Origin of the sequence: Rahnella bruchi, from assembly GCF_003614975.1 — a bacterium.
Classification (GTDB): Bacteria; Pseudomonadota; Gammaproteobacteria; order Enterobacterales; family Enterobacteriaceae; genus Rahnella; species Rahnella bruchi.
The window spans coordinates 45,856-67,589 of sequence record NZ_QZWI01000007.1 but is presented as its reverse complement, the minus strand read 5'-3'; the positions used below and the strand labels follow the sequence as shown (position 1 = coordinate 67,589).

At 51.3% G+C, this 21,734-nt stretch carries 19 protein-coding genes; 15 read left to right on the top strand and 4 right to left on the bottom strand.

Annotation, left to right across the window (positions count from 1 at the left end; translation table 11 throughout):
• Positions 1-122: 122 nt before the first annotated feature.
• Positions 123-1,781, top strand: a complete 1,659-nt coding sequence (locus D5398_RS13700) for a glucan biosynthesis protein D (protein ID WP_120508135.1) — start codon at positions 123-125, stop codon at positions 1,779-1,781.
• Positions 1,782-1,954: 173 nt separating this feature from the next.
• On the opposite strand, the gene D5398_RS13695 is transcribed toward D5398_RS13700, so the two are convergent.
• Positions 1,955-2,137, bottom strand: coding sequence for a hypothetical protein (locus D5398_RS13695; RefSeq protein ID WP_112289272.1), 183 nt, complete (start codon positions 2,135-2,137; stop codon positions 1,955-1,957).
• A gap of 392 nt (positions 2,138-2,529) precedes the next feature.
• On the opposite strand from D5398_RS13695, the gene D5398_RS13690 reads away from it, so the two are divergent.
• Entirely contained in the window at positions 2,530-3,627 is a 1,098-nt protein-coding gene (locus D5398_RS13690) for a glycerol dehydrogenase (protein ID WP_120508134.1), read from the top strand.
• 82 nt (positions 3,628-3,709) lie between these two features.
• On the opposite strand, the gene D5398_RS13685 is transcribed toward D5398_RS13690, so the two are convergent.
• On the bottom strand, positions 3,710-4,504 hold the full coding sequence (locus D5398_RS13685; protein ID WP_120508133.1) for a YaeF family permuted papain-like enzyme: 795 nt from the start codon (positions 4,502-4,504) through the stop codon (positions 3,710-3,712).
• Between the two features lie 338 nt (positions 4,505-4,842).
• On the opposite strand from D5398_RS13685, the gene D5398_RS13680 reads away from it, so the two are divergent.
• From D5398_RS13680 to D5398_RS13660, 5 genes are read left to right on the top strand one after another with little or no spacing between them, the layout of a single operon-like run.
• A complete protein-coding gene (locus D5398_RS13680; protein WP_120508132.1) occupies positions 4,843-5,946 on the top strand; it encodes an ABC transporter ATP-binding protein in 1,104 nt (367 codons plus the stop codon).
• 55 nt (positions 5,947-6,001) lie between these two features.
• On the top strand, positions 6,002-7,282 hold the full coding sequence (locus tag D5398_RS13675; protein ID WP_120508131.1) for an ABC transporter substrate-binding protein: 1,281 nt from the start codon (positions 6,002-6,004) through the stop codon (positions 7,280-7,282).
• 8 nt (positions 7,283-7,290) lie between these two features.
• The gene (locus D5398_RS13670) at positions 7,291-8,202 is read left to right on the top strand and encodes a carbohydrate ABC transporter permease (RefSeq protein ID WP_120508130.1); all 912 of its coding nucleotides are present in this window, start codon (positions 7,291-7,293) and stop codon (positions 8,200-8,202) included.
• Positions 8,199-9,014: a carbohydrate ABC transporter permease gene (locus D5398_RS13665; RefSeq protein ID WP_120508129.1), complete on the top strand. Its 816-nt coding sequence runs from the start codon at positions 8,199-8,201 to the stop codon at positions 9,012-9,014. The genes D5398_RS13670 and D5398_RS13665 overlap by 4 nt, the downstream gene beginning before the upstream one ends.
• Before the next feature lie 20 nt (positions 9,015-9,034).
• Positions 9,035-9,964, top strand: coding sequence for a metallophosphoesterase (locus tag D5398_RS13660; protein WP_120508128.1), 930 nt, complete (start codon positions 9,035-9,037; stop codon positions 9,962-9,964).
• A 72-nt stretch (positions 9,965-10,036) separates the two neighbouring features.
• Here the strand turns inward: D5398_RS13660 and D5398_RS13655 are convergent, their stop codons facing one another.
• Complete coding sequence (locus D5398_RS13655) at positions 10,037-11,023, bottom strand: 2-hydroxyacid dehydrogenase (protein ID WP_120508127.1); 987 nt, start codon at positions 11,021-11,023, stop codon at positions 10,037-10,039.
• A gap of 242 nt (positions 11,024-11,265) precedes the next feature.
• Between D5398_RS13655 and D5398_RS13650 the strand changes: the two genes are divergently transcribed.
• The 7 genes from D5398_RS13650 to D5398_RS13615 all read left to right on the top strand — a co-directional run bounded on the left by D5398_RS13650 (position 11,266) and on the right by D5398_RS13615 (position 16,818).
• Complete coding sequence (locus D5398_RS13650; RefSeq protein ID WP_120508126.1) at positions 11,266-13,992, top strand: YdbH family protein; 2,727 nt, start codon at positions 11,266-11,268, stop codon at positions 13,990-13,992.
• Positions 13,989-14,183 carry a YnbE family lipoprotein gene (locus D5398_RS13645; RefSeq protein WP_120508125.1) on the top strand — a complete coding sequence of 65 codons (195 nt, stop codon included), beginning with the start codon at positions 13,989-13,991 and terminating at the stop codon, positions 14,181-14,183. The genes D5398_RS13650 and D5398_RS13645 overlap by 4 nt, the downstream gene beginning before the upstream one ends.
• 176 nt (positions 14,184-14,359) lie before the next feature.
• Positions 14,360-14,665: a YdbL family probable chaperone protein gene (locus tag D5398_RS13635; RefSeq protein ID WP_120508123.1), complete on the top strand. Its 306-nt coding sequence runs from the start codon at positions 14,360-14,362 to the stop codon at positions 14,663-14,665.
• A 223-nt stretch (positions 14,666-14,888) separates the two neighbouring features.
• Positions 14,889-15,365, top strand: coding sequence for an Hcp family type VI secretion system effector (locus D5398_RS13630; protein WP_120508122.1), 477 nt, complete (start codon positions 14,889-14,891; stop codon positions 15,363-15,365).
• Positions 15,347-15,940, top strand: coding sequence for a type IV secretion protein Rhs (locus D5398_RS13625; RefSeq protein ID WP_244216763.1), 594 nt, complete (start codon positions 15,347-15,349; stop codon positions 15,938-15,940). The genes D5398_RS13630 and D5398_RS13625 overlap by 19 nt, the downstream gene beginning before the upstream one ends.
• Positions 15,941-15,951: 11 nt before the next feature.
• Positions 15,952-16,368, top strand: a complete 417-nt coding sequence (locus D5398_RS13620; protein ID WP_120508121.1) for a putative T6SS immunity periplasmic lipoprotein — start codon at positions 15,952-15,954, stop codon at positions 16,366-16,368.
• 33 nt (positions 16,369-16,401) lie between these two features.
• Positions 16,402-16,818: a putative T6SS immunity periplasmic lipoprotein gene (locus tag D5398_RS13615; protein ID WP_120508120.1), complete on the top strand. Its 417-nt coding sequence runs from the start codon at positions 16,402-16,404 to the stop codon at positions 16,816-16,818.
• A 106-nt stretch (positions 16,819-16,924) separates the two neighbouring features.
• Here the strand turns inward: D5398_RS13615 and D5398_RS13610 are convergent, their stop codons facing one another.
• Positions 16,925-17,542 carry an FMN-dependent NADH-azoreductase gene (locus D5398_RS13610; RefSeq protein WP_112287253.1) on the bottom strand — a complete coding sequence of 206 codons (618 nt, stop codon included), beginning with the start codon at positions 17,540-17,542 and terminating at the stop codon, positions 16,925-16,927.
• A gap of 304 nt (positions 17,543-17,846) precedes the next feature.
• Between D5398_RS13610 and hrpA the strand changes: the two genes are divergently transcribed.
• A complete protein-coding gene (hrpA, locus tag D5398_RS13605; protein WP_120508242.1) occupies positions 17,847-21,722 on the top strand; it encodes an ATP-dependent RNA helicase HrpA in 3,876 nt (1,291 codons plus the stop codon).
• Positions 21,723-21,734: the final 12 nt, after the last annotated feature.

Below are 21,734 nucleotides of genomic sequence, written 5' to 3'. Positions count from 1 at the left end.
TTCTTGTACTCGGCTTGTGAATTTTACGTTAGCCTTAGGGTCGAAAATTCAGAATACGCGGGGATTGCGTTTGTGTGACGAAGTCCCCAGATTTTTTGCCCAGTACAGGAAACGATTCTGGCATGGAACGAAGAGCATTTATTAAAGCATCTATGGCATTCGCCGCCTGGTGTGGTGTGCCGGCGATGTCCACATTGTTCACCCGTTCCGCAGAAGCGGCAGAGGCGAATGTGGCAGACGGCGGCGAATTGCCGTTTGATTTCAATGCGCTGAAAAAAATGGCGAAAGATTTGGCGGATAAGCCCTACGGTGGGGCTCCGCAGCCATTGCCGAAAACGCTGGCTGAACTGACGCCGCAGGCATACAACGCCATTCAGTACGATCATGCGCATTCACTGTGGAATGGTCTGCCAGACCGCCAGCTGGATGTGGAACTGTTCCACGTCGGTATGGGCTTTAAGCGCCGCGTGCGTATGTATTCTGTGGATCCGGTGAAACATCAGGCGCGTGAAATTCATTTCCGCCCGGAACTGTTCAACTATCACGACGCGGGAGTTGATACCAAACAGCTGGAAGGCTTCTCTAACCTCGGATTCGCCGGTTTTAAAGTCAACAAAGCGCCGGAACTGACGCGTCGCGACGTGGTTTCTTTCCTTGGTGCCAGCTATTTCCGTGCAGTGGATGATACCTATCAGTACGGCCTGTCAGCCCGCGGTGTGGCGGTGGATACCTTCACTGACCAGCCAGAAGAATTCCCGGATTTCACCGCGTTCTGGTTTGATACGCCGAAACCTGGCGATACCACGTTCACCGTTTATGCGTTGCTGGACGGCATGAGTATCACGGGTGCCTATAAATTCGTGATCCACTGCGAACCGACCCGGGTCGTCATGGAAATTGAAAACCACCTGCATGCCCGTGAAGACATCAAACAGTTGGGCATTTCTCCGATGACCAGTATGTTCAGCTGTGGCACCAGTGAACGTGGACGCTGCGATACTATCCATCCGCAAATTCACGACTCAGATCGTCTTGAAATGTGGACCGGTAACGGTGAATGGATTTGTCGTCCGCTGAACAACCCGCAACGTTTGCAGTTCAACGCTTTCAGCGATAACAGTCCGAAAGGTTTTGGCTTATTGCAGCTTGATCATGACTTCAATAATTATCAGGACGTGATTGGCTGGTATAACAAACGTCCGAGCCTGTGGGTCGAACCGGTCGGAGACTGGGGGAAGGGCGCTGTCAATCTGATGGAAATCCCGACGACAGGTGAAACGCTGGATAACGTGGTGTGCTTCTGGCAGCCGGAAAAACCGGTGAAATCCGGCGCTGAATTCAGCTTCAGTTACAAGCTGTACTGGAGTTCCGAGCCGCCACACCGCAGCCCGCTGGCCAACGTGCTGGCGACGCGTACCGGTATGGGTGGTTTCCCGGAAGGCTGGGCACCGGGCGAGAACTATCCGCAAGTCTGGGCGCGTCGTTTCGCCATTGACTTCATCGGTGGTGAGCTGAAAGCGTTTGCTGATAAAGGTATCGAACCGGTCATCAACGTCTCTCACGGTAAAATCAAAAACATCGAAATTCTGTATGTGCAGCCGTTCGATGGCTATCGCATTCTGTTCGACTGGTATCCGGACAGCGATTCTGTAGCTCCGGTTGAGCTGCGCATGTTCCTGCGCAACGGGCAGACCGCGTTGTCAGAAACCTGGCTGTATCAGTATTTCCCGCCAGCGCCGGAAAAACGCAAGTACATTGATGACCGCCAGATGACGAAGTAGTCCCTTAGTAAGACGTCATTCAACAAGACAAAAAGCCCCGATAATTCGGGGCTTTTGCTTTTTTACATTATCTTATTTTGCAGTTGAACCAGACACAGGATCTTGCAAAAAAACTTCAAAGGGTAAAGCAAGGGTAACGCACGGTACTCAACTGATGAAGGCCAAGATGGCAATCAAAACGCCTTCACCAGCATTCCGTTCTGCGGTTGTTGCTGAGGGTTTCTCAGCGCAGCGTCGAAAGATTTTTCGACCTCTTTCAACTGCTGTAAAAATTCATTTGGCGAAAAATCGTGTGGTTTGCTGCTCATGTAGGCAAGCGCCAGTTCTTTGGCGTTGTAGCGCTGAAAGTTATACATGCTGTTCCCTTATTAATGTCAGAAATATTAATGGAATGGCTAACAGCGAGCTGGCTAATGACCACTGCTTACGACGTGCTGCCAATGGAGTGAATTCTACGGGACTCGCTGATAAGTGAAAGTCGCTTTTATTGATGTATTCAATAGATAAAAGCTAACAGCGGAGTGTATAAATCTGGCGGGGGAATTATGCCAATTTATATAATCATTTAGAGGTATTAAATTGATGAAAAATAATTGCGCTTAATATTCTAAACATCCTCATTATTTGGAAAATTTCTTTGCAAGTCATGCTGTTAATCTGAATTAAAAGGGTTGGGCTTCGTGCAGTGCTGGAGTACTCTCAGCAGAGTCATTCACGTAAACATTATCAACGAAAAGAGGTTTTTATCATGAGTAAATTTATCTTCTCTTCGCCAAGGAAATACGTTCAGGGCAGCGGTGTTCTGGATGAATTAGGAGATTATCTGCCTGCACTGGGCGGAAAATCATTCCTGATAGCTGATGATGTCGTTTGGGGAATTATCGGGGAGCGCGTTAAAGCCTCACTGAAAAAAGCCAGCGTTGAATTCCATTATGAACGTTTTAACGGAGAAGCCTCCGCGAAAGAAATCACCCGTCTCGCCGCCATCGCCCACGATGCGGGAACGCAGGTGGTGGTCGGCCTCGGCGGCGGTAAAACGCTCGATACCGTGAAAGCGATTGCCGATGAACTGAAGCAAAACGTGGTGATTGTACCGACGGTGGCCTCTACCGATGCGCCATGCAGCGCGCTGTCTGTTATCTATTCAGATGATGGGGTGTTTGAATCTTACCGCTTCTACAACAAAAACCCGGATCTGGTGCTGGTCGATACTCACGTATGCGCACAAGCGCCGGTGCGTCTTTTCGCTTCGGGTATTGCCGATGGCCTGGCGACTTTTGTGGAAGCGCAGGCGGTTCTGCGTTCACATTCTCACTCAATGGTGGGCGGTGATCCGACGATTGCGGGTATGGCGATTGCTGAAGCCTGCGAGAAAACGCTGCTGACTTACGGCTACAGCGCTTATACCTCAGTTGAGCAGAAACTGGTGACGCCAGCGGTGGAAGCGGTGGTAGAAGCCAACACCTTGCTCTCCGGCCTCGGTTTCGAAAATGCCGGTCTGGCAGGCGCGCATGCCATCCACAACGGCTTTACGGCGATTTCCGGTGACATTCATCATCTGACCCACGGCGAAAAAGTGGCGTACGGCACGCTGACGCAAATGGTGCTGGAACAGCGTCCTGACGAAGAGATCGCGAAATACGTGCGTTTCTATCGTTCCATTAAAATGCCAACAACGCTGAAAGAAATGCATCTGGAAAACGAATCTTTCGCCAATCTGGTGAAAGTGGGTGCGCTGGCAGGCGGCGAGGGCGATACACTGGGTAACCTGAACCACAATCTTTCTGCTGAAGACGTGGCGAACGCCATTCTGGCTGTGGACGCATTCAGTAAATCCGTGAAGTAACAAATACGTAAAGTAGCAAAGTCGTAATGTCATTGCTGGCAGGTGCCTTCCGCAGAAGGGAGGCACCTGGTTTGACCGGTATTTACCCAAAGACCGCGTTGTACAAATTCCATTTTTTCAAATGGCCGACATAATGCAGCGGCTGAACCGGTACAAAAGAAGAGACATCTCCTTCGCGCATGTGCAACAAATCGGCAGGAGATACCCAAAGTGCGTCAGATGCGGTGAGCGGACTGCCCGCAAAATTAAAGGCTTCAATAACAAACTGGGAGCAGAAGAAAGTTTTCTGTATTTCCGGTGTGTTGCCTATCTGAATCGTCGCGAGGGTATCTATACAGGTGCTTCTTCCTTTTCCGAAAAATAGCGGTAGATCGCAAACTCTCCGCGTCAGGGTATAAGGCGCGATAATAATGATGCCTTTATAGTTATATTTCCTCCCCTGATTATTCTGAGAGAAAATTCTTAATTTCGCAGCTTGCAGTTCAGTTAATTTTTGGTTGCGTAAACTCACCATAGAATTGCTGTGAGTTAATGCGTCCTCCAGCGAAACAATCTGAACGCCATCCCCGACCGCTTCGGCGACTTCACCATTGCCCAGATAAACCGAGGCATGACTGACGCCCGTCATGCTAAATAGTCTGATACCCAGTGATGTCACGCCGGTCGATGATGAAAGAAGAATATCCCCTGGCTGAAGTTGCGCAGCATTAATTGTCACGGCGTCTTTATCTTCCAGAGTGGAAAGCCTTTGCATATGTAGGGTGGTTTTACTCACCGGGGGCTGTAATTGCTCCTGCTCTGCAATATTAGGCTGTGAACTGCAACCCGATAAAAAGAACGGGACGAACAGGAGAGCCTTCCTGATGGAATAAATCATATTTCCGCATCCTTGCTGGTAATGAAAATCCGGCCAATCGTTTATTTTTAAATTAATGCTGGCGCGATTCTATTCCATTGGAATTAATCGGGCAACAGAGTTATCAGATAAAATAAGGTAGCAGAGCATTTCTACTTTTTGATTTGTCATTATAACCCTCTCCCTACCTCCCTCTGCGATGAAGTGCCCCCGGCCCGCAGACAAATCATGCTTGTATTTTGAGCACAGGAGGAGGGCTTAACACCCTGACCGTCTTTATCCCGTCATCTCCCCATCATAAAAGCGTCATTTTAGCCCGATAGGTTATGCCCATCACGAGTCAGAGAGACATCGCAGGCATGAGCTATTTATCACTTCATCACATCCGGAAATCCTGGGGCAATAAAATAGCGCTTAACGACATCAGCTTTGATGTGGAAGAGGGTGATTTCATTGCGCTGCTGGGGCCTTCCGGTTGCGGTAAATCCACCATGCTGCGAACGATTGCCGGACTCGAATCCGCTGACAGTGGTGCGATTTATTTCCGGCAGTCTGACGTCACCGCGCTTACCCCGTCACAGCGCAAGCTTTCTATGGTGTTCCAGTCTTATGCACTTTTTCCTCACATGAACGTTCGCGAAAACCTGTTATTCGGGCTGCGGGCGCGCGGTGAGGATAAACGTCATTTTGCTGCGCGGTTACAGGAGGTCAGCAAACTGATGGAGCTGGAACCCTTGCTTGACCGGCTTCCTGCACAACTTTCCGGCGGACAGCAGCAGCGCGTGGCGCTGGGTCGGGCGGTAATTGCTAACAACAAGCTGTGCCTGATGGATGAACCGCTTTCCAATCTTGACGCCAAACTGCGCCAGAGCATGCGCCGTGAAATCCGCGCGATTCAGAAAAAGCTCGGTCTGACGATGGTGTACGTCACCCACGATCAGACTGAAGCAATGAGCATGGCCGACAAAATCATTCTGCTTAACGACGGTTGTATCGAGCAGCACGACACGCCGGACAATCTCTATAACAACCCGACCAGCATTTTTACCGCGCAATTCATCGGTGCGCCGCCGATGAACATTCTGCCGCTCGAATGCCGGGGGCATCATCATTATCTGTCTAATATGCCGGTGCCGGTGGTGGAAAATTTCCTGCAGGATGCCATCAGTCTGGGGCTGCGTGCAGAAGATATTCAGCTGATTTGCGCCGAAAACGCCAGCCTGACCGCGCAGGTGATAAGCCATGAATATATGGGTGCAGACACGCTGATCGCTTGCGCCTTATCCGGATATTCGCAACCACTGACCGTCAAAGTTGCCGGCATGAAACGCTACGCCGAAGGCCAGTACGTCGGGCTGCAATGGGCCACGGGTGCGCAATATTTTTTCTTCACAGCTGACGGAAAACGCTGCTATCAGGCGGAACAAGCCTGTCTGCGTTCAGATAACCGCGTCGCTGTGTAGCACTTGTTTTTGAGTCACTTTTATTCTTACAACGACTATTGCCGAAGGGAACATCATGTCTATTGCGCACCGTTTCTCACGTCTGACCACAGCGATGCTTTTAATCACCGGAACCTCAGCCTTTGCGGCGGATCCGGTGAAATTACAAATGTATTACCCGATCGCCGTGGGTGGGAAAATCAGCCATACCGTGGATACGTTGGTGGAAGATTTCCAGAAAACGCACCCGGATATCAGCATTCAGCCGGTGTATACCGGGGATTACGCGACGACCGTGACCAAGGCGCTGACCGCCTTCCGTGGTGGTAATGCGCCGCAGATTGCGGTGATCGGCGATATTGAAGCCTATTCGCTGATCGACGCGGGCGCGATTTTGCCTGTCAGTGACCTGGCGAATGATGCAGACGGCAAACAGTGGATCGACGGCTTTTATCCGGCCTTTATCCGCCATATTCAGAACAAGGTCTGGGGCATTCCGTTCCAGCGTTCAACCGTGGTGATGTACTGGAACAAACAGGCGTTTGAGAAAGCCGGACTGAATGGCGATACGCCGCCGGCTAACTGGCAGCAGGTGGTGGATTTCGGTAAGAAACTGGTGGTGCGTGACGGTAACGAAGTGAAACAGTGGGGGATAGAAATTCCTTCCACGCCAAATGGTTACTGGAACTTCCAGGGGATTGCTGCGACCAACGGCAGCCATCTGGATAACGGCAAAGGCACGGTGGTCACGTTCGATACGCCAGCCAACGTCGAAACGCTGCAATGGCTGACGGATTTATCACAAAAAGACGGCGTGTCACCAAAAGGCACCATTGCCTGGGGCACTACGCCACAGGATTTCATCGACGGCAAAACGGCGATGATGGTTACCACCACCGGCAACCTGACTACCGTGCGTGAAAACGCCAAATTCCCGTTTGGCGTGGCGATGCTCCCGGAGAAAACCCAGCGCGGCAGCCCTACCGGCGGCGGCAACCTGTACGTTTTCAAAAATACCACGCCTGAACAGCAGAAAGCCGCGATGGAATTTATCCGCTGGGTTTCTGCACCTGAGCAGGCCGCACGCTGGAGTATCGCGACGGGTTATGTCGCCACCTCGCCAGCCGCGTGGGAAACGCCGGTCATGCAGGATTACGTGAAACAGGTGCCGCAGGCGCTGGTGGCGCGTGAACAGCTTAAATATTCACAACCGGAGTTGTCGACGTATAACAGCGTGCAGATCCAGGAACTGCTTAACCACGCCATTGAAGCCGCCGTGACGCAGGCCAAAACGCCAGCAGACGCCTTGAGTTCCGCGCAGAAACAGGCCGACCGCCTGCTGAAACCTTACCAGTAAGGACCGGCATGAGCACATTGCACACCGTTGCACCGGCCGCCCGCACACGCGGGCTGTCTTTACAGCTTTATGGTTATCTTCTGCTGCTACCCGCGCTCTGTTTTCTGCTGCTTTTCACCCACTATCCAGCGCTGGCGACGGTGTGGGAAAGTCTGTTCAGCGCCGCGCGCAGCGGGCATGTCCCGCAGTTTGTCGGGCTGGATAATTACCGCGCACTGCTCGATGACGACATCTTTATGCTGTCGCTGCGCAATAACCTGCTTTACGCCGTGATCACCATTCCGCTGTCGGTGGTACTGGCGCTGATGATGGCGCTGGCGGTGAACCGGCGTCTGCGCGGTAACGCCATCACCCGAGCGGCGTTTTTCATCCCCTCGCTGCTGCCGATGGTGGCGATTGCCAATCTGTGGCTGTTTTTCTACACGCCACAACTCGGGTTGCTCAACAAACTGCTGGCGCTGTTTTCGCTGCCTGCGGTCAACTGGCTCGGCGAGCCCGGCACGGCGCTTTACAGCCTGATGGCAGTTTCCGTCTGGCGTGAGGCCGGATTTTTTATGATTTTTTATCTGGCTGCATTGCAGCAAATCGATCCACGACTGGCCGAAGCGGCAGAAATAGAAGGGGCGTCGCGGCGCTATTTTTTCTTTCGCGTGCAGTGGCCATTACTGATGCCGACCACGCTGTTTATCCTGATTAATGCCTCGATGAATGCTTTCCGGATTGTCGATCAGGTCATTGCCATGACTAACGGCGGGCCGAATAACAGCACCAGTTTATTGCTGTTTTACATCTACCGGACGGCGTTCAGTTACTGGGATTTACCGGCGGCTTCAGCCATGACCGTCGTATTGCTGGTGATCCTCGCTGCGATCGCGCTGATCAAATTTAATCTGCTGGATAAAAGGGCGCACTATCAGTGAATCGTTTTTCTCTCAGCCGTTTTTCCCTGAACCTCGCCATCTGGCTGGCTGCTTTACTGTGGTTTTTGCCGGTGCTGGTTTCACTATGGGTGGCTGTTCATCCGGCCTCCGCGCAGGGCAGTTTCTCGCTGTTTGCACCGCTGACTTTGCAGAATTTTATCCATGCCTGGAATGCGGCACCCTTTGCCCGCTACTTTCTCAACACTACTTTGCTGGTGCTGATGATTGTGGTCTGTCAGCTGATACTGGCGACGCTGGCGGCCTATGCGCTGGTGCGGTTTAAACTGAAAGCGGGCGGATTCATCTTCGCTCTGATCTTGCTACAGCTGATGATAAGCCCCGACGTTCTGATCCTGAATAACTACAAAACCATTGGCACGCTGGGGCTGCGCGATACGCTGGCAGGCATTGCGCTGCCGTATTTTGCCTCGGCCTTTGCCATTTTCCTGTTGCGGCAGACATTTAAAAGTATCCCGCTGGTGCTGGAAGAAGCCGCCATTGTGGAAGGTGCCAGCCGGTTTTATATCTTACGTAAAATCTATATTCCGCTGGCGAAACCGATTTACGTCGCTTTTGCGCTGGTATCCATCAGTTTCCACTGGAACGATTTTCTCTGGCCACTGGTTATCACCGATTCGGTGAAAGTGCGACCGGTTACCGTCGGGCTACAGCTGTTTTCAGCGCCGGAGCAGGGCGTGCAATGGGCGCTGATCAGCGCTGCGACGCTGATGACCGTACTGCCATTGCTGGTGCTGTTTCTTATCTTTCAGCGTCAGTTCGTCCAATCTTTTATGCGGGCAGGGATCCGATAAGAATCTGACAGGAGAATATTATGACCGTCACGACTTCATCCCCTTTGTTATCCGAACGACAGGCACAGGCGCTGGGCAATGTCAGTTCACTGTATCAGCCGCCAGAGGTTCATGATGCACTGGTAAACGGCGCGCGGCTGCGGTTCGGGCTGATTGCCGATCCGCAATATGCGGATGCGGATACTCATAAAATCCGTTATTACCGCAACAGCCTGAATAAACTGGCGACCGCCATCCATGAGCTGAATGATTTAAAACTCGATTTTGTCGTCACATTGGGTGACCTGGTGGACAGAGACTGGACAAGTTTTCAGGCAGTACTGAACCGTTACGAAGCCTTGCGTCATCCGCATGCAGTGCTTATCGGCAACCACGACGCGCAGGTGATTTCTGAACATCTGGGCGCGCAGAAACCGGCAATTGGCCTGCCGAAAAGTTATTATTCGTTCAGCCTGCCAGGCTATCGTTTTCTGGTTATCGATGGCAATGACGTCAGCCTGTACTGCAATCATGCTAACGGTGACGACCGCCAGCTTGCTGAATATATGCTGGAGGAACTGACCGAATGTCAGCAGTCGCAGGCGCAGCCATGGAACGGCGCGGTAGGGCGCAAGCAGCTGGAATGGATCGAACAGAATCTTCGCGAAGCCCGCGAACAGCGAGAAGTGCTGCTGGTTTTCGGACACTACCCGCTGACGCCGGTCAACAGCCATAACCTGTGGAATTGCGAGACGCTGGTCGAATTGCTGTGTCGCTATGACGTACGCGCCTATTTTGCCGGTCACGACCATCGCGGCGGTTACGACCGTGTCGGAAATACCGATTTTATTACGATGAAAGGAATGGTGGATGGCGAAAACAGTCTGCCATTTTCCTCGGTCACGCTGGCCGATGACGTCCTGACTGTTACGGGCTACGGGACGGAGATCAGCCGGGTGCTGAGCCGCTGACCGGATTACAGACCGCCGCAAATAAAAAGGCTCACCGGAGTGAGCCTTGAAATTCGGGCATTTATGACCGGATCAGAGCAGATTAGGGCAGGCTGTGCCTTTCGCCAGCTGATCAATATTCATCAGCGTGGTTTCAGAAATACTGGTCAGCGCGTCGCTGGTCAGGAATGCCTGATGGCCGGTGAACAGCACGTTGTGGCATGAAGACAGACGGCGGAACACGTCGTCGAGGATCACTTCGTTGGAGTTATCCTCGAAGAACAGGTCGCGTTCGTTTTCGTAAACATCCATGCCCAGTGCGCCGATTTTTTGCTTTTTCAACGCATCAATGGCGGCGGTGGCATCCAGCAAAGCGCCACGACTGGTGTTGACGATCATCACACCGTCTTTCATTTTGGCGAACGCACCGGCATTGAGCATATGGTGGTTATCCGGCGTCAGCGGGCAGTGCAGCGAGATCACGTCAGATTCAGCGTATAAGGTATCCAGATCGACATATTCTGCGCCGAGTTCCAGCGCCAGCGGGCTCGGGTACGGATCGTATGCCAGAATGCGCATACCGAAACCTTTCAGGATCCGCATCGCCGCCACACCGATTTTACCGGTGCCGATGATTCCGGCGGTACGCTGGTACATATTAAAGCCGATCAGCCCTTCAAGAGAGAAGTTAGCCTCACGGGTGCGTTGATACGCACGATGAATGTGCCGGTTCAGACACATCATCATACCCACGGCATGTTCAGCGACCGCTTCGGGTGAGTAGGCAGGCACGCGTACGACTGAAATACCCAGCTCTTTTGCTGCTTCCAAATCAACATTATTAAAACCCGCGCAGCGCAGGGCCAGGGTTTTGATGCCGAGCGACGCCAGTTCCTGCAGGACTTCACGGCAGCCATCGTCATTAACGAAAAGACAAACTGCATCAGAACCTATCGCTGTTTTCGCCGTTTGCGGGGTCAGCAGAAAATCGAAAAACTCCAGTTCATAACCGTAATGCTGATTGACCAGTTCCAGATATTTCCGGTCGTAATTTTTAGTACTGTAGACAGCCACTTTCATGGTGTTTCTCCGCAGTGAGTTTGAATCTCTGGCGAAACCGTTTCCGGCTGTTTTATAAGGACTTAGCCCTTTCAGAAACAATTCGCAATATGCCACCAAACTAGCAGAGCGCGGCAGCGCAGACAATTTATCCTGTGCTATTTGTTACGCGGCAGATGGCATTCCTGCCATCAGTTGTTACGCTAATTATGATATCTTGCGGGCGGTTAGCACATTTAGTGAAGCATAAGACAAGGCAAGTCATGAGGAACGGACTGAAGAAAAGCGCGCAGATACTCCTGAGTATAGTGGTGATTGTCGCATTACTGATGTGGCTACTATGGAAAACAGTGCCGCGCTGGCTGCCGGTTGTGGCGGGTCACTGGCTCCCCGCGGGGACGCAACTGACGCTCAAAGGCGCGCCGCGCTGGGCTGATGGTGTGTTGCAAGTACCGGGCGTGACCTATGCCGCCGGAGACTGCCAGCTGGCGACCGCGCGCAATGCCCGCCTGAGTCGCCATGACGCACGCTGGGCGCTGAAGCTGGATGCTCTGAGTGTCGACACTGCCTGTCTGGCTAAAATGCCCAAAAGCGACAGTCAGCAGACGCGTTCGCTGGCCGATATTCAGCAGATGTTGCCGCCGGGGGATGTCAGCATCGATCATCTTTCCATCACACCCTGGCAGCGCTATGCCGGTAAATTACAGATAAGTAATGCAGGCGGCGCGCAGCATCTTTCATTCAATGGCGAATCTCTTAAGCTCGACGCGGTGCTTGATGGCACGCGCCAGTTGGCGATCCACTCTTTCAGTCTGACGCCTCCGGGCAGCGACCAGCCGGTCACGCTGAGCGGCAAACTGTTGTTGCCCGCAACGTTCGATACTCTTCCTGAATCCGGCGAACTGCATGCCGAAATGCAAACCGCGCAGGTGCCTGATCCGTTGGATATTCAGCTCAGCTGGCAGGCAACCGAAGGCGTACTCACGTTAGCGGAAAAAAACGCTCAGCAGCCGCTGCTGATGCTGCCATGGAAACTGAGCAACAACGTTTTACAGATCACACAGGGGCAGTGGCGCTGGCCGTATGGCACGCAATCGCTGACCGGTGGCGTGAATCTGACGCTCAGCGACTGGACACCGACGTTCGACCAAACCAATATCACGGCGCGTCTTAACGTGCTGACGCAGGGTCACAATGGTAAGGCGAACGTGGTGCTGACATTGGGGCCGGGGCGCGTCGGGCTGCTGGACAGTCAACTCGATTTCCGTCTCACCGGGCAGGCCAATCTCCAGACCACCTCTCTCAGTGCTTCGCTTCCCGGCCAGCTCAGCGGTTCGGTTCTGAATCCTACGCTTTCTCTGCACAGCGGTTCACTGCTGCGCGCGTGGGGGAAACCGACGCCGGAACTGACCATCAGCGATGCACGCTGGCCGCTGGCAGGTGTAAAAGTGTCTGCCGAAGGCGTCAGCGGGCCACTTCAGGCCATTCTTAAAGCGCGCCACAGCTTCTGGGGCGCGTTTGATTTACACCTCAGCGGCAAAGCGCTGGCGTTCTGGCCGGATATCGGACAGTGGAATTTCAACTACTGGGGCAATGGTCATTTGCCGCCGCTTAATGGCCGCTGGGATATGTCTGGGAAAGGCCAGTGGCATGACAATCTCATCAGCATTAATTCTCTCTCCACAGGTTTTGACCGGCTGCATTACGGCCTGGTGGATGTCGAAGCGCCGCGCCTGACACTGGAACATCCGCTGATGTGGAAACGTCCGCCGTCTTCACATTTTAAACCTCAGTATCCTGATTTACCGACCGAATTTAAGGGTGACGTTAAGCTGGTAGCGAAGAAAATTGCGCTGACAAATGGCGGATACCTGCCACCGGCTACGCTGGTCTTACAGCTCGACGGTGACAGCCCGAATCGTTTTACGATGCGCGGAATGCTCGATGCCAAACCGATTGGCCCGATCCGCCTCAATGGCCGCTGGGACGGCGAACGGTTACGCGGTGAAGGCTGGTGGCCAAAACAGCGACTGACCGCGTTCCAGACGTTGCTGACGCCAGATTTGAACATCAAACTGCGCGAAGGCACATTTTATGCACAGTCGGCATTCTCGGCGGCGCGCGAGCAGGGATTTGTGGCGGGTGGGCACTGGGTCGTGAAAAATGGCGGCCTGTGGATGAAAGACGGTGACCTGAGCGGGCTAGATTTCAGTCTTCCTTACCGCCTGCAGGATCAGGTCTGGCAGCTGGGCGTGAAAAAACCGGTGACGCTGCGTATTGGCGAAGTCAATAATCTGGTCAAAATGAAGAACGTGACGGCGGATTTGCAGGGGCATTATCCGTGGAGTGAAAAAATGCCGCTGACACTGAGTAATCTGGGGGTAGATGTTTTACGCGGGCGTCTGAGCCTTTCGGCACTGAGAATGCCGCAGCATGATGCCGCGGTGCTTAAACTCGAAAAAATCAATCTCAGCGAACTTTTCACGGCGCTCAAACCGAAACAACTGGCGATGTCTGGCGTGATTTATGGCGAGTTGCCGCTGTACGTGGATAATCCGCAGTGGATTATTCATGACGGCTGGATCAAAAACGACGGCGGCCTGACGCTGCGTCTCGACCCGCAATTTGCTGACGCCATGGCCAGCGGAAACTTTGCCAATAATATGGTGATTGGCCTGCTGCGTTATCTGGAAATCAGCCGTTCTGATGCAAAAGTCAGCCTGGATAACCTCGGTGTGCTGACCATGAAGGCCAGAGTTGACGGAGTGAATTACACCGATACGACCCGCGGCGGTGACAAAGAAAAACGCGAAATCGTGCTCAATTATTCCCATGAGGAAAACATGTATCAGCTTTGGCGCAGTTTGCGTTTTGGCGACAATCTTCAGGAATGGCTGCAACAGCAGATGTCTTTGCCAGCGAAGGCGCTGTCGAAAAGCCCGCCTGTTAATGGGCAGAAAAAAGATCCAACAGTGAGGAAGGAACAATGAAACTGCAAGTTGCAGGACTGTGCGTAGCACTCTGCACAGTGATGCTCAGCGGCTGCGTGCCACGCATTGAACTGGCTGCGCCGAAAGAGCCGATCACCATCAATATGAATGTAAAAATTGAACATGAAATTCATATCAAAGTGGATAAAGACGTCGAAGATCTGCTGAAAAATCAGAGCGATTTGTTCTAGGAGTCTGTATGTCTGGAATGTTTACCAAAACTATCAGCATCAAAAGAAGCAGCATCAAAAGAAGCAGCATCAAAAGAAGCAGCATCAAAAGAAGCAGCATCAAAAGAAGCAGCATCAAAAGAAGCAGCATCAAAAGAAGCAGCATCAAAAGAAGCAGCATCAAAAGAAGCAGTCTAATGTTACTGGCCGGGGGATTACTGTTTTGCAGTCAGGCGTTTGCCTTAACGCTCAATGAAGCGAAACAGCAGGGGCGCGTGGGTGAAACGCTCTCTGGCTATCTGGCATCGTTAAAACAGGATGCCGAATCTATTGCGCTGGCTAACCGCATAAACGATGCGAGAAAGCAGCAGTATCAGCAGGTGGCACAGGAAAATAATGTCAGCACAGACGACGTCGCAAAACTCGCCGGCCAGAAACTGGTCGCCAGAGCCGGAAAAGGCGAGTACGTGCGTGGCATTAACGGGCAGTGGTTGCAGAAATAAAAGTACGAATACTAGTTAATGGGGCAGGGAATTAATTCCGCCCCATGATTTATCCCTTCTGAATTTTCTTATTCTGATACTCATATCGCTTTTTCAAAACAGTTAACAGCGCACTTCTTAATTTCCTGATATAAGAATTATTAACAGAGTTAATATACATTAGTGTGATGAATGCTATTTCACAACTCGGTTAATTAATCAATAAATCAAAAGGAATTTGAGAATGGCAAATCTAATCTACGTTAAGATAATCGGGCAGAAACAGGGTTTAATTTCCGCAGGATGTTCAACCTATGACTCCGTAGGAAACAAATTTCAGAGCGCTCACCGGGATGAAATTATTGTGCTTCATTTTGATCACGAAATTGTGCGAAGTCAGAATGTAAAACACAGACCGGTGAGCTTTATTAAGCTGATTGATAAGTCGACGCCATTAATAGGAATGGCCATCGCCAGTAATGAAAAAATGGATTTGTTTTTTGATTTTTTCAGAACGTCTTCCGTCGGTGCTCAGGAAAAACATTTTACGGTAGAGGTCAGAGGGGCAACGATTGAACGACACAGCATCCGAGCGCCGCATTTACTGGATGCTCCGGATAAAGAGCCCGAAGAAATGATTTCAGTCGTCTATGAAACCGTCACATGGAAGCACCACACTGCGGGAACGTCCGGCTACAGCATATGGAGCGACACGATTTAATTCGGAAAAACAGGGAGTGTATTTATGGATGTTGTGGAAAGGCTGAAAATGGAAAAACTGACCCGGGGGGGCAGGTAAGAAGATTAACGATAGGCGAGATAGCACTCGCCCGTAAAGTCTTTGGCAGTTATATCGACTACAGCAGAGTGTGGATCCATTTAGGCAGTTATCTGCCATTTGGGTTGCAAAATGAATATGTAGCAATGACACCAGATGGTGAGCTCTATTTTCGAGGGGAGAATTATCAAGATGATTTTTCAACTGCAAGCCCTCCTCTCAGGCACCTATTCATCCATGAAATGACACATGTCTGGCAGTACCAAAATGGCATGTGGGTAAAGCTGAGAGGGAGTATGAGTTGGGCCGTTGATTATCATTATAATTTTGAAGGAAAAACAAGACTGAATGAATACTCAATGGAGCAACAAGCGTCCATAGTTGCCGATTATTTTTTTCTGGTGAATTTTGGAGAGTCTAAATGGTATTACAATCCGCATCGAAATTATAAGGGTGATGAATTAGATAGCGTATTATCATATTATAAATTAATCTTAACCGATTTCCCAAGTTACTGAAGGACTCAATAATGATAAAAAAAACTGTTGTTGTTTATTTGGCACTATCACTTTCCGGATGTTTTTTAGGGGACCATTTTACTCCTTCAGCTGATGCGGAGGCATCTTTTGTTGGCGGGGATTTTTGTCTGACGACTCCAGGACGAACAGAAAAACAAAAATTAATCGGTATGTCCGTTGAAAAAGTGGGGGAGTCACCGGGTTCTTCAACGTTTTTTAAAAGCGAAGATGAATATATCACAATAAAAAAAGACACTTGCATACCTACGTTTGGATATAAATTTGAAGTCGGAAGTGCTTATAATGTCTCTATATATTTAACTAAAGATCCGGAGCGGGATGAAAGTAATTTTTATACTAATAATTACACCACATCTTTTGTTATCTGGGAAACTAGTAAGAAAGATAAACGGATTTCATATCTTTAAATTTGCGTGATGAATTCATCAAAGGAATTGATAATGCTTAAAAAAATCACCCTTGTAGTGCTATCTTTCTCACTGTCAGGATGCATTTCAAGTTCTACGTCAACCATTCCCTCTGAAACACACGCCTTTTTTACCGGAGATGCACTTTGCCTGCTCACGCCGGGGCGAACGGAAAAACAAAAGCTTAAATCACTTCATATTGAACAATGGGGAGAACCGCCAGGTTTTACGCAGCAATTTAATAATGTAGAAGATTATAAAGTAATAAAAAAAGACACCTGCATGCCATTGTTCGGTTATAAGTTTGAAACAGGTTATGCTTATCATATTACTCTGGGCTTCACTGAGGATACTGACAGAGCCGCAAGTGATTATAGTCCGGATTATTATTCGGCATCGTTTATCGTCTGGGAAAGTAGCGATAAATCTAAGAACATAAGTTTTCAATAAATAAAAAAAGCGCGCCTCTCGGCGCGCAATCGTTTTATCACAACGTCATCTGAGCGGAGCGAACAGATTCTTAAGTGAATGGTTGCTCAGATTGTGATAACTGCAATTATGCGGCAGCCAGTTCTTTGATAGCGGCGTCGATGGCTGCTTTCGCATCAGTCTGTGCTTTAGTCGCCACTTCAGGACCGTATGCGATACCTTCAGCGTAAACGAATTCTACGTCGCTCATCCCCAGGAAGCCCAGGAACAGAGACAGATAAGGGGCAACCAGATCGCTTGGGGTGTCTTTATGGATACCACCACGGCTGGTCAGAACAATAACGCGTTTGCCTTTCACCAGGCCTTCAGGGCCTTTCTCGGTGTATTTGAACGTCACGCCTGCACGGGCAACCAGGTCGAAATAGGTTTTCAGCTGAGTCGGGATGTTGAAGTTGTACATTGGTGCAGCGATGACGATCACGTCGTGCGCCTGCAGTTCGTCGATCAGGGTGTTAGACAGCGCCAGTGCTTCTTCCTGACGTGGAGTCAGCGGAGCATCGGATGGACGCAGTGCGCCAACCAGTTCGCCATCTAATACTGGGATTGGGTTTGCGGCCAGGTCACGAACTGTCACGGTAGAACCGCTGTTTGCGGACTGATACTGTGCAACCAGGTAATCAGCCAGTTGGTTAGACTGAGAGAAGTTAGCCAGAATGCTTGATTTCAGAACGAGTACTTTGCTCATTAGTGAGTTCCTTAACTGTGTGGTACATAGGGTGTCGGTTTTTTTATAACCAGAACGCTCCCCGAATGGAACTTACTTTATTCAGAAAGCTTATGCAGTGATAGCGCAATATTTAGAGACCTTTCATCGATTTTTTTGAACAACTTGAAATCAAGTCACTGAATTACCCGTTTTCAGCATCTTCAATACCTTGTGTTAACATAGACGCAAGCAGGCAAGGCATGAACCTTCCTCATCACCCATTCAGATTCAGCAGGCGCAGAAGTACTGCCCTCCGGCTGACATGCAACAAGGAATTGTGAACGTGAAATCACCGCTCGCGGCATTATCGGCGCAATTAGACGGGCTGATGCTACGTGACCGGCAACGCCTGCAACGCCGTTTGCAGGGTGCCAGAAAGATTGATAAACCCGAAGCACTCGACGCGTTAAGTGCTGAAATCCAGACTGCCATCACCGAGAGCCTGAAAAAAGTCAGCGCCCGTGAAGCGTCACGGCCAAAAATCAGCTATCCGCAAAACCTGCCGGTCAGCCAGAAGAAAGAAGACATCTTTAACGCCATCCGTGACCATCAGGTGGTGATTGTGGCGGGTGAAACCGGCTCCGGTAAAACCACGCAGATCCCGAAAATCTGTATGGAACTCGGTCGCGGTATCAAAGGCGTCATTGGCCATACCCAGCCGCGTCGTCTGGCGGCGCGTACCGTCGCTAACCGTATTGCCGATGAGCTGGATACCACGCTCGGTAATACGGTCGGGTATAAAGTTCGCTTTAACGATCAGGTCAGTGAAAACACTCTCGTTAAACTGATGACCGACGGTATTCTGCTGGCGGAGATCCAGCAGGATCGCATGCTGATGCAATACGACACGCTGATCATCGATGAAGCGCATGAACGCAGCCTTAATATCGACTTTATCCTCGGTTATTTGCGTCAGCTGCTGCCAAAGCGTCCGGATCTGAAAGTCATTATTACCTCGGCGACTATCGATCCTCAGCGCTTCTCGCGCCATTTCAATAATGCACCGATCATTGAAGTCTCAGGCCGGACGTATCCGGTTGACGTACGTTATCGCCCGATTGTCGATGACGCCGACGATGTCGATCGCGATCAGTTGCAGGCAATTTTTGATGCGGTTGATGAGCTTGGCCGCGAAAGCATGGGCGACATCCTGATTTTCATGAGCGGTGAGCGTGAAATTCGTGATACCGCCGATGCGCTGAACCGTCTGGAACTGCCGCATACTGAGATTTTGCCGCTGTACGCACGTCTGTCGAACAGCGAGCAGAACCGCGTGTTCCAGTCGCATTCTGGCCGTCGTATCGTGCTGGCGACCAACGTTGCCGAAACCTCGCTGACCGTGCCGGGCATTAAATATGTGATTGACCCCGGTACCGCGCGCATCAGCCGCTACAGTTTCCGCACTAAAGTACAGCGTTTGCCGATTGAACCGGTATCCCAGGCGTCGGCCAACCAGCGTAAAGGGCGCTGCGGTCGTGTATCCGAAGGTATCTGTATCCGTCTTTATTCGGAACAGGATTTCCTGTCACGTCCGGAATTTACCGATCCTGAAATTCTGCGTACTAATCTGGCTTCCGTTATTTTGCAAATGACGTCGCTGGGGCTGGGCGATATCGGCGCATTCCCGTTTGTGGAAGCGCCGGATAAACGCAATATTCAGGACGGTGTGCGCCTTCTCGAAGAACTGAATGCCATTAATAATGCTGTCGATGGCCGTTATACGCTGACGCCGCTGGGCCGCCAGCTGGCGCAGTTGCCGGTGGATCCGCGTCTGGCGCGTATGGTGCTGGAAGCGCAGAAAAATGGCTGTATGCGGGAAGTGATGATCATCACTTCGGCGCTGTCGATTCAGGATCCGCGCGAACGTCCGATGGACAAACAGCAGGCGTCAGATGAAAAACATCGCCGTTTTGCCGACAAAGATTCCGATTTCCTGGCGTTCGTGAACCTGTGGGACCACCTGAAAGTGCAGCAGAAAGAGCTGTCGTCGGCGCAGTTTCGCAAGTTATGTCGCAGCGATTACCTTAATTATCTGCGCGTGCGTGAATGGCAGGACATCTATACCCAGCTGCGTCAGGTGGTGAAAGAACTCGGTCTGCCGGTGAACAGCGAACCGGCTGAATATCGTGAAGTTCACTGCTCGCTGCTGACCGGTTTGCTTTCGCATATCGGCCAGAAGGATGTGGATAAACAGGAGTATACCGGTGCACGCAATGCGCGCTTTGCCGTATTTCCGGGCTCCGGATTATTCAAAAAATCGCCTAAATGGGTGATGGTCGCCGAACTGGTGGAAACCAGCCGCCTGTGGGGACGCATTGCCGCACGTATCGAACCGGAATGGATTGAGCCGCTGGCACAGCATCTGGCGAAAAGCAGTTACAGCGAACCGCACTGGGAAAAAGCACAGGGCGCCGTAATGGCGACGGAAAAAGTCACGCTGTACGGCCTGCCGATCGTGGCTGCCCGTCGGGTGAACTACGGCACGATTGATCCCGTGGTGTCGCGCGAGCTGTTTATCCGTCATGCACTGGTCGAAGGCGACTGGCAGACGCGCCACGCGTTCTTCCGCGCTAATTTACGCCTGCGCACCGAAGTCGAGGAACTGGAACACAAATCCCGTCGCCGCGATATTCTGGTCGACGACGAAACGTTGTTCCTGTTCTACGAGCAACGCATCGGGCAGGAAGTCGTTTCTGCGCGTCATTTTGACACCTGGTGGAAAAAACAGCCGCAGGACAGCCTGAACTTTGAAAAAAGCATGCTGATAAAAGAGGGCGCGGGCAATATCAGCGCCCACGATTACCCGAATTTCTGGCATCAGGGCAATCTCAAACTGCGCGTCACTTACCAGTTTGAACCGGGTACGGACGCCGACGGCGTGACCGTGCATATTCCGCTGCCGCTGCTTAATCAGGTGACTGAAGAAGGTTTTGACTGGCAGATCCCTGGCATTCGTCGCGACCTGATTATGGCACTGATTAAATCGCTGCCAAAACCGGTTCGCCGCAATTTTGTCCCGGCACCGAATTACGCCGATGCTTTACTCGGGCGCATCAAACCGTTCGAAATGCCATTGCTCGATGCGATGGAAAAAGAGCTACGTAAGATGAGCGGCGTGACGGTGTCACGTGAAGACTGGCAGCTGGACCAGGTGCCCGATCATCTTAAAATGACCTTCCGCATCGTTGACGACAAAAATAAAACGCTGCGTGAAGGCAAAGACCTGCTGGCCCTGAAATCCGGTCTGAAAGAGCAGGTTCAGCAAACGCTTTCTGCGGTTGCAGATGACGGTATCGAGCAGCGCGATCTGCATGTCTGGAGCTTCGGGACTTTACCGGAACGCTATGAGCAAAAGCGCGGCGGCTATGAAGTGAAAGCATATCCTGCGATTGTCGATGAGAAAGACAGCGTGGCGATCCGCCTGTTTGACAGTGAGCTGGAACAGCAACAGGCGATGCTCGGCGGGATGCGGCGTTTGCTGTTGCTAAATATTCCTTCGCCGGTTAAATATCTGCACGAGAAGTTGCCGAATAAAGCCAAACTGGGGTTGTATTTTAACCCGTACGGCAAAGTACTGGACTTGATCGACGACTGCATTTCCTGCGGTATCGATAAACTGATCGCCGAATCCGGCGGGCTGGTGTGGCGTGAGGAAGATTTTGCGAAACTGCATGAGCATGTGCGTGCCAACCTCAATGATACGGTGGTACAGATTGCGATTCAGGTGGAGCAAATACTGACTACCGTTTTCAGCATCAACAAGCGGCTGAAAGGGCGGATAGATATCACCATGGCGCTGGCGCTTTCGGATATTAAAGCGCAAATGTCCGGACTGATTTATCGCGGTTTCGTGACGCAAAACGGCTGGAAACGTCTGCCGGATACCCTGCGGTATTTGCAGGCGATTGAACGCCGGATGGATAAACTGGCGATGGATCCGCACCGCGACCGTGCGCAGATGCTGAAAGTCGAAAACATCCAGAGACAATGGCAGCAGTGGTTTAACAAACTGCCGCCGGTTCGTCAGCAAAGTGAGGAAGTCAAAGAAGTGCGGTGGATGATTGAAGAACTGCGCGTCAGCTACTTCGCACAGCAACTCGGCACGCCATATCCTATCTCGGATAAACGCATTTTGCAGACCATGGAACAGCTGGTTTAACCGGTTGTCCAC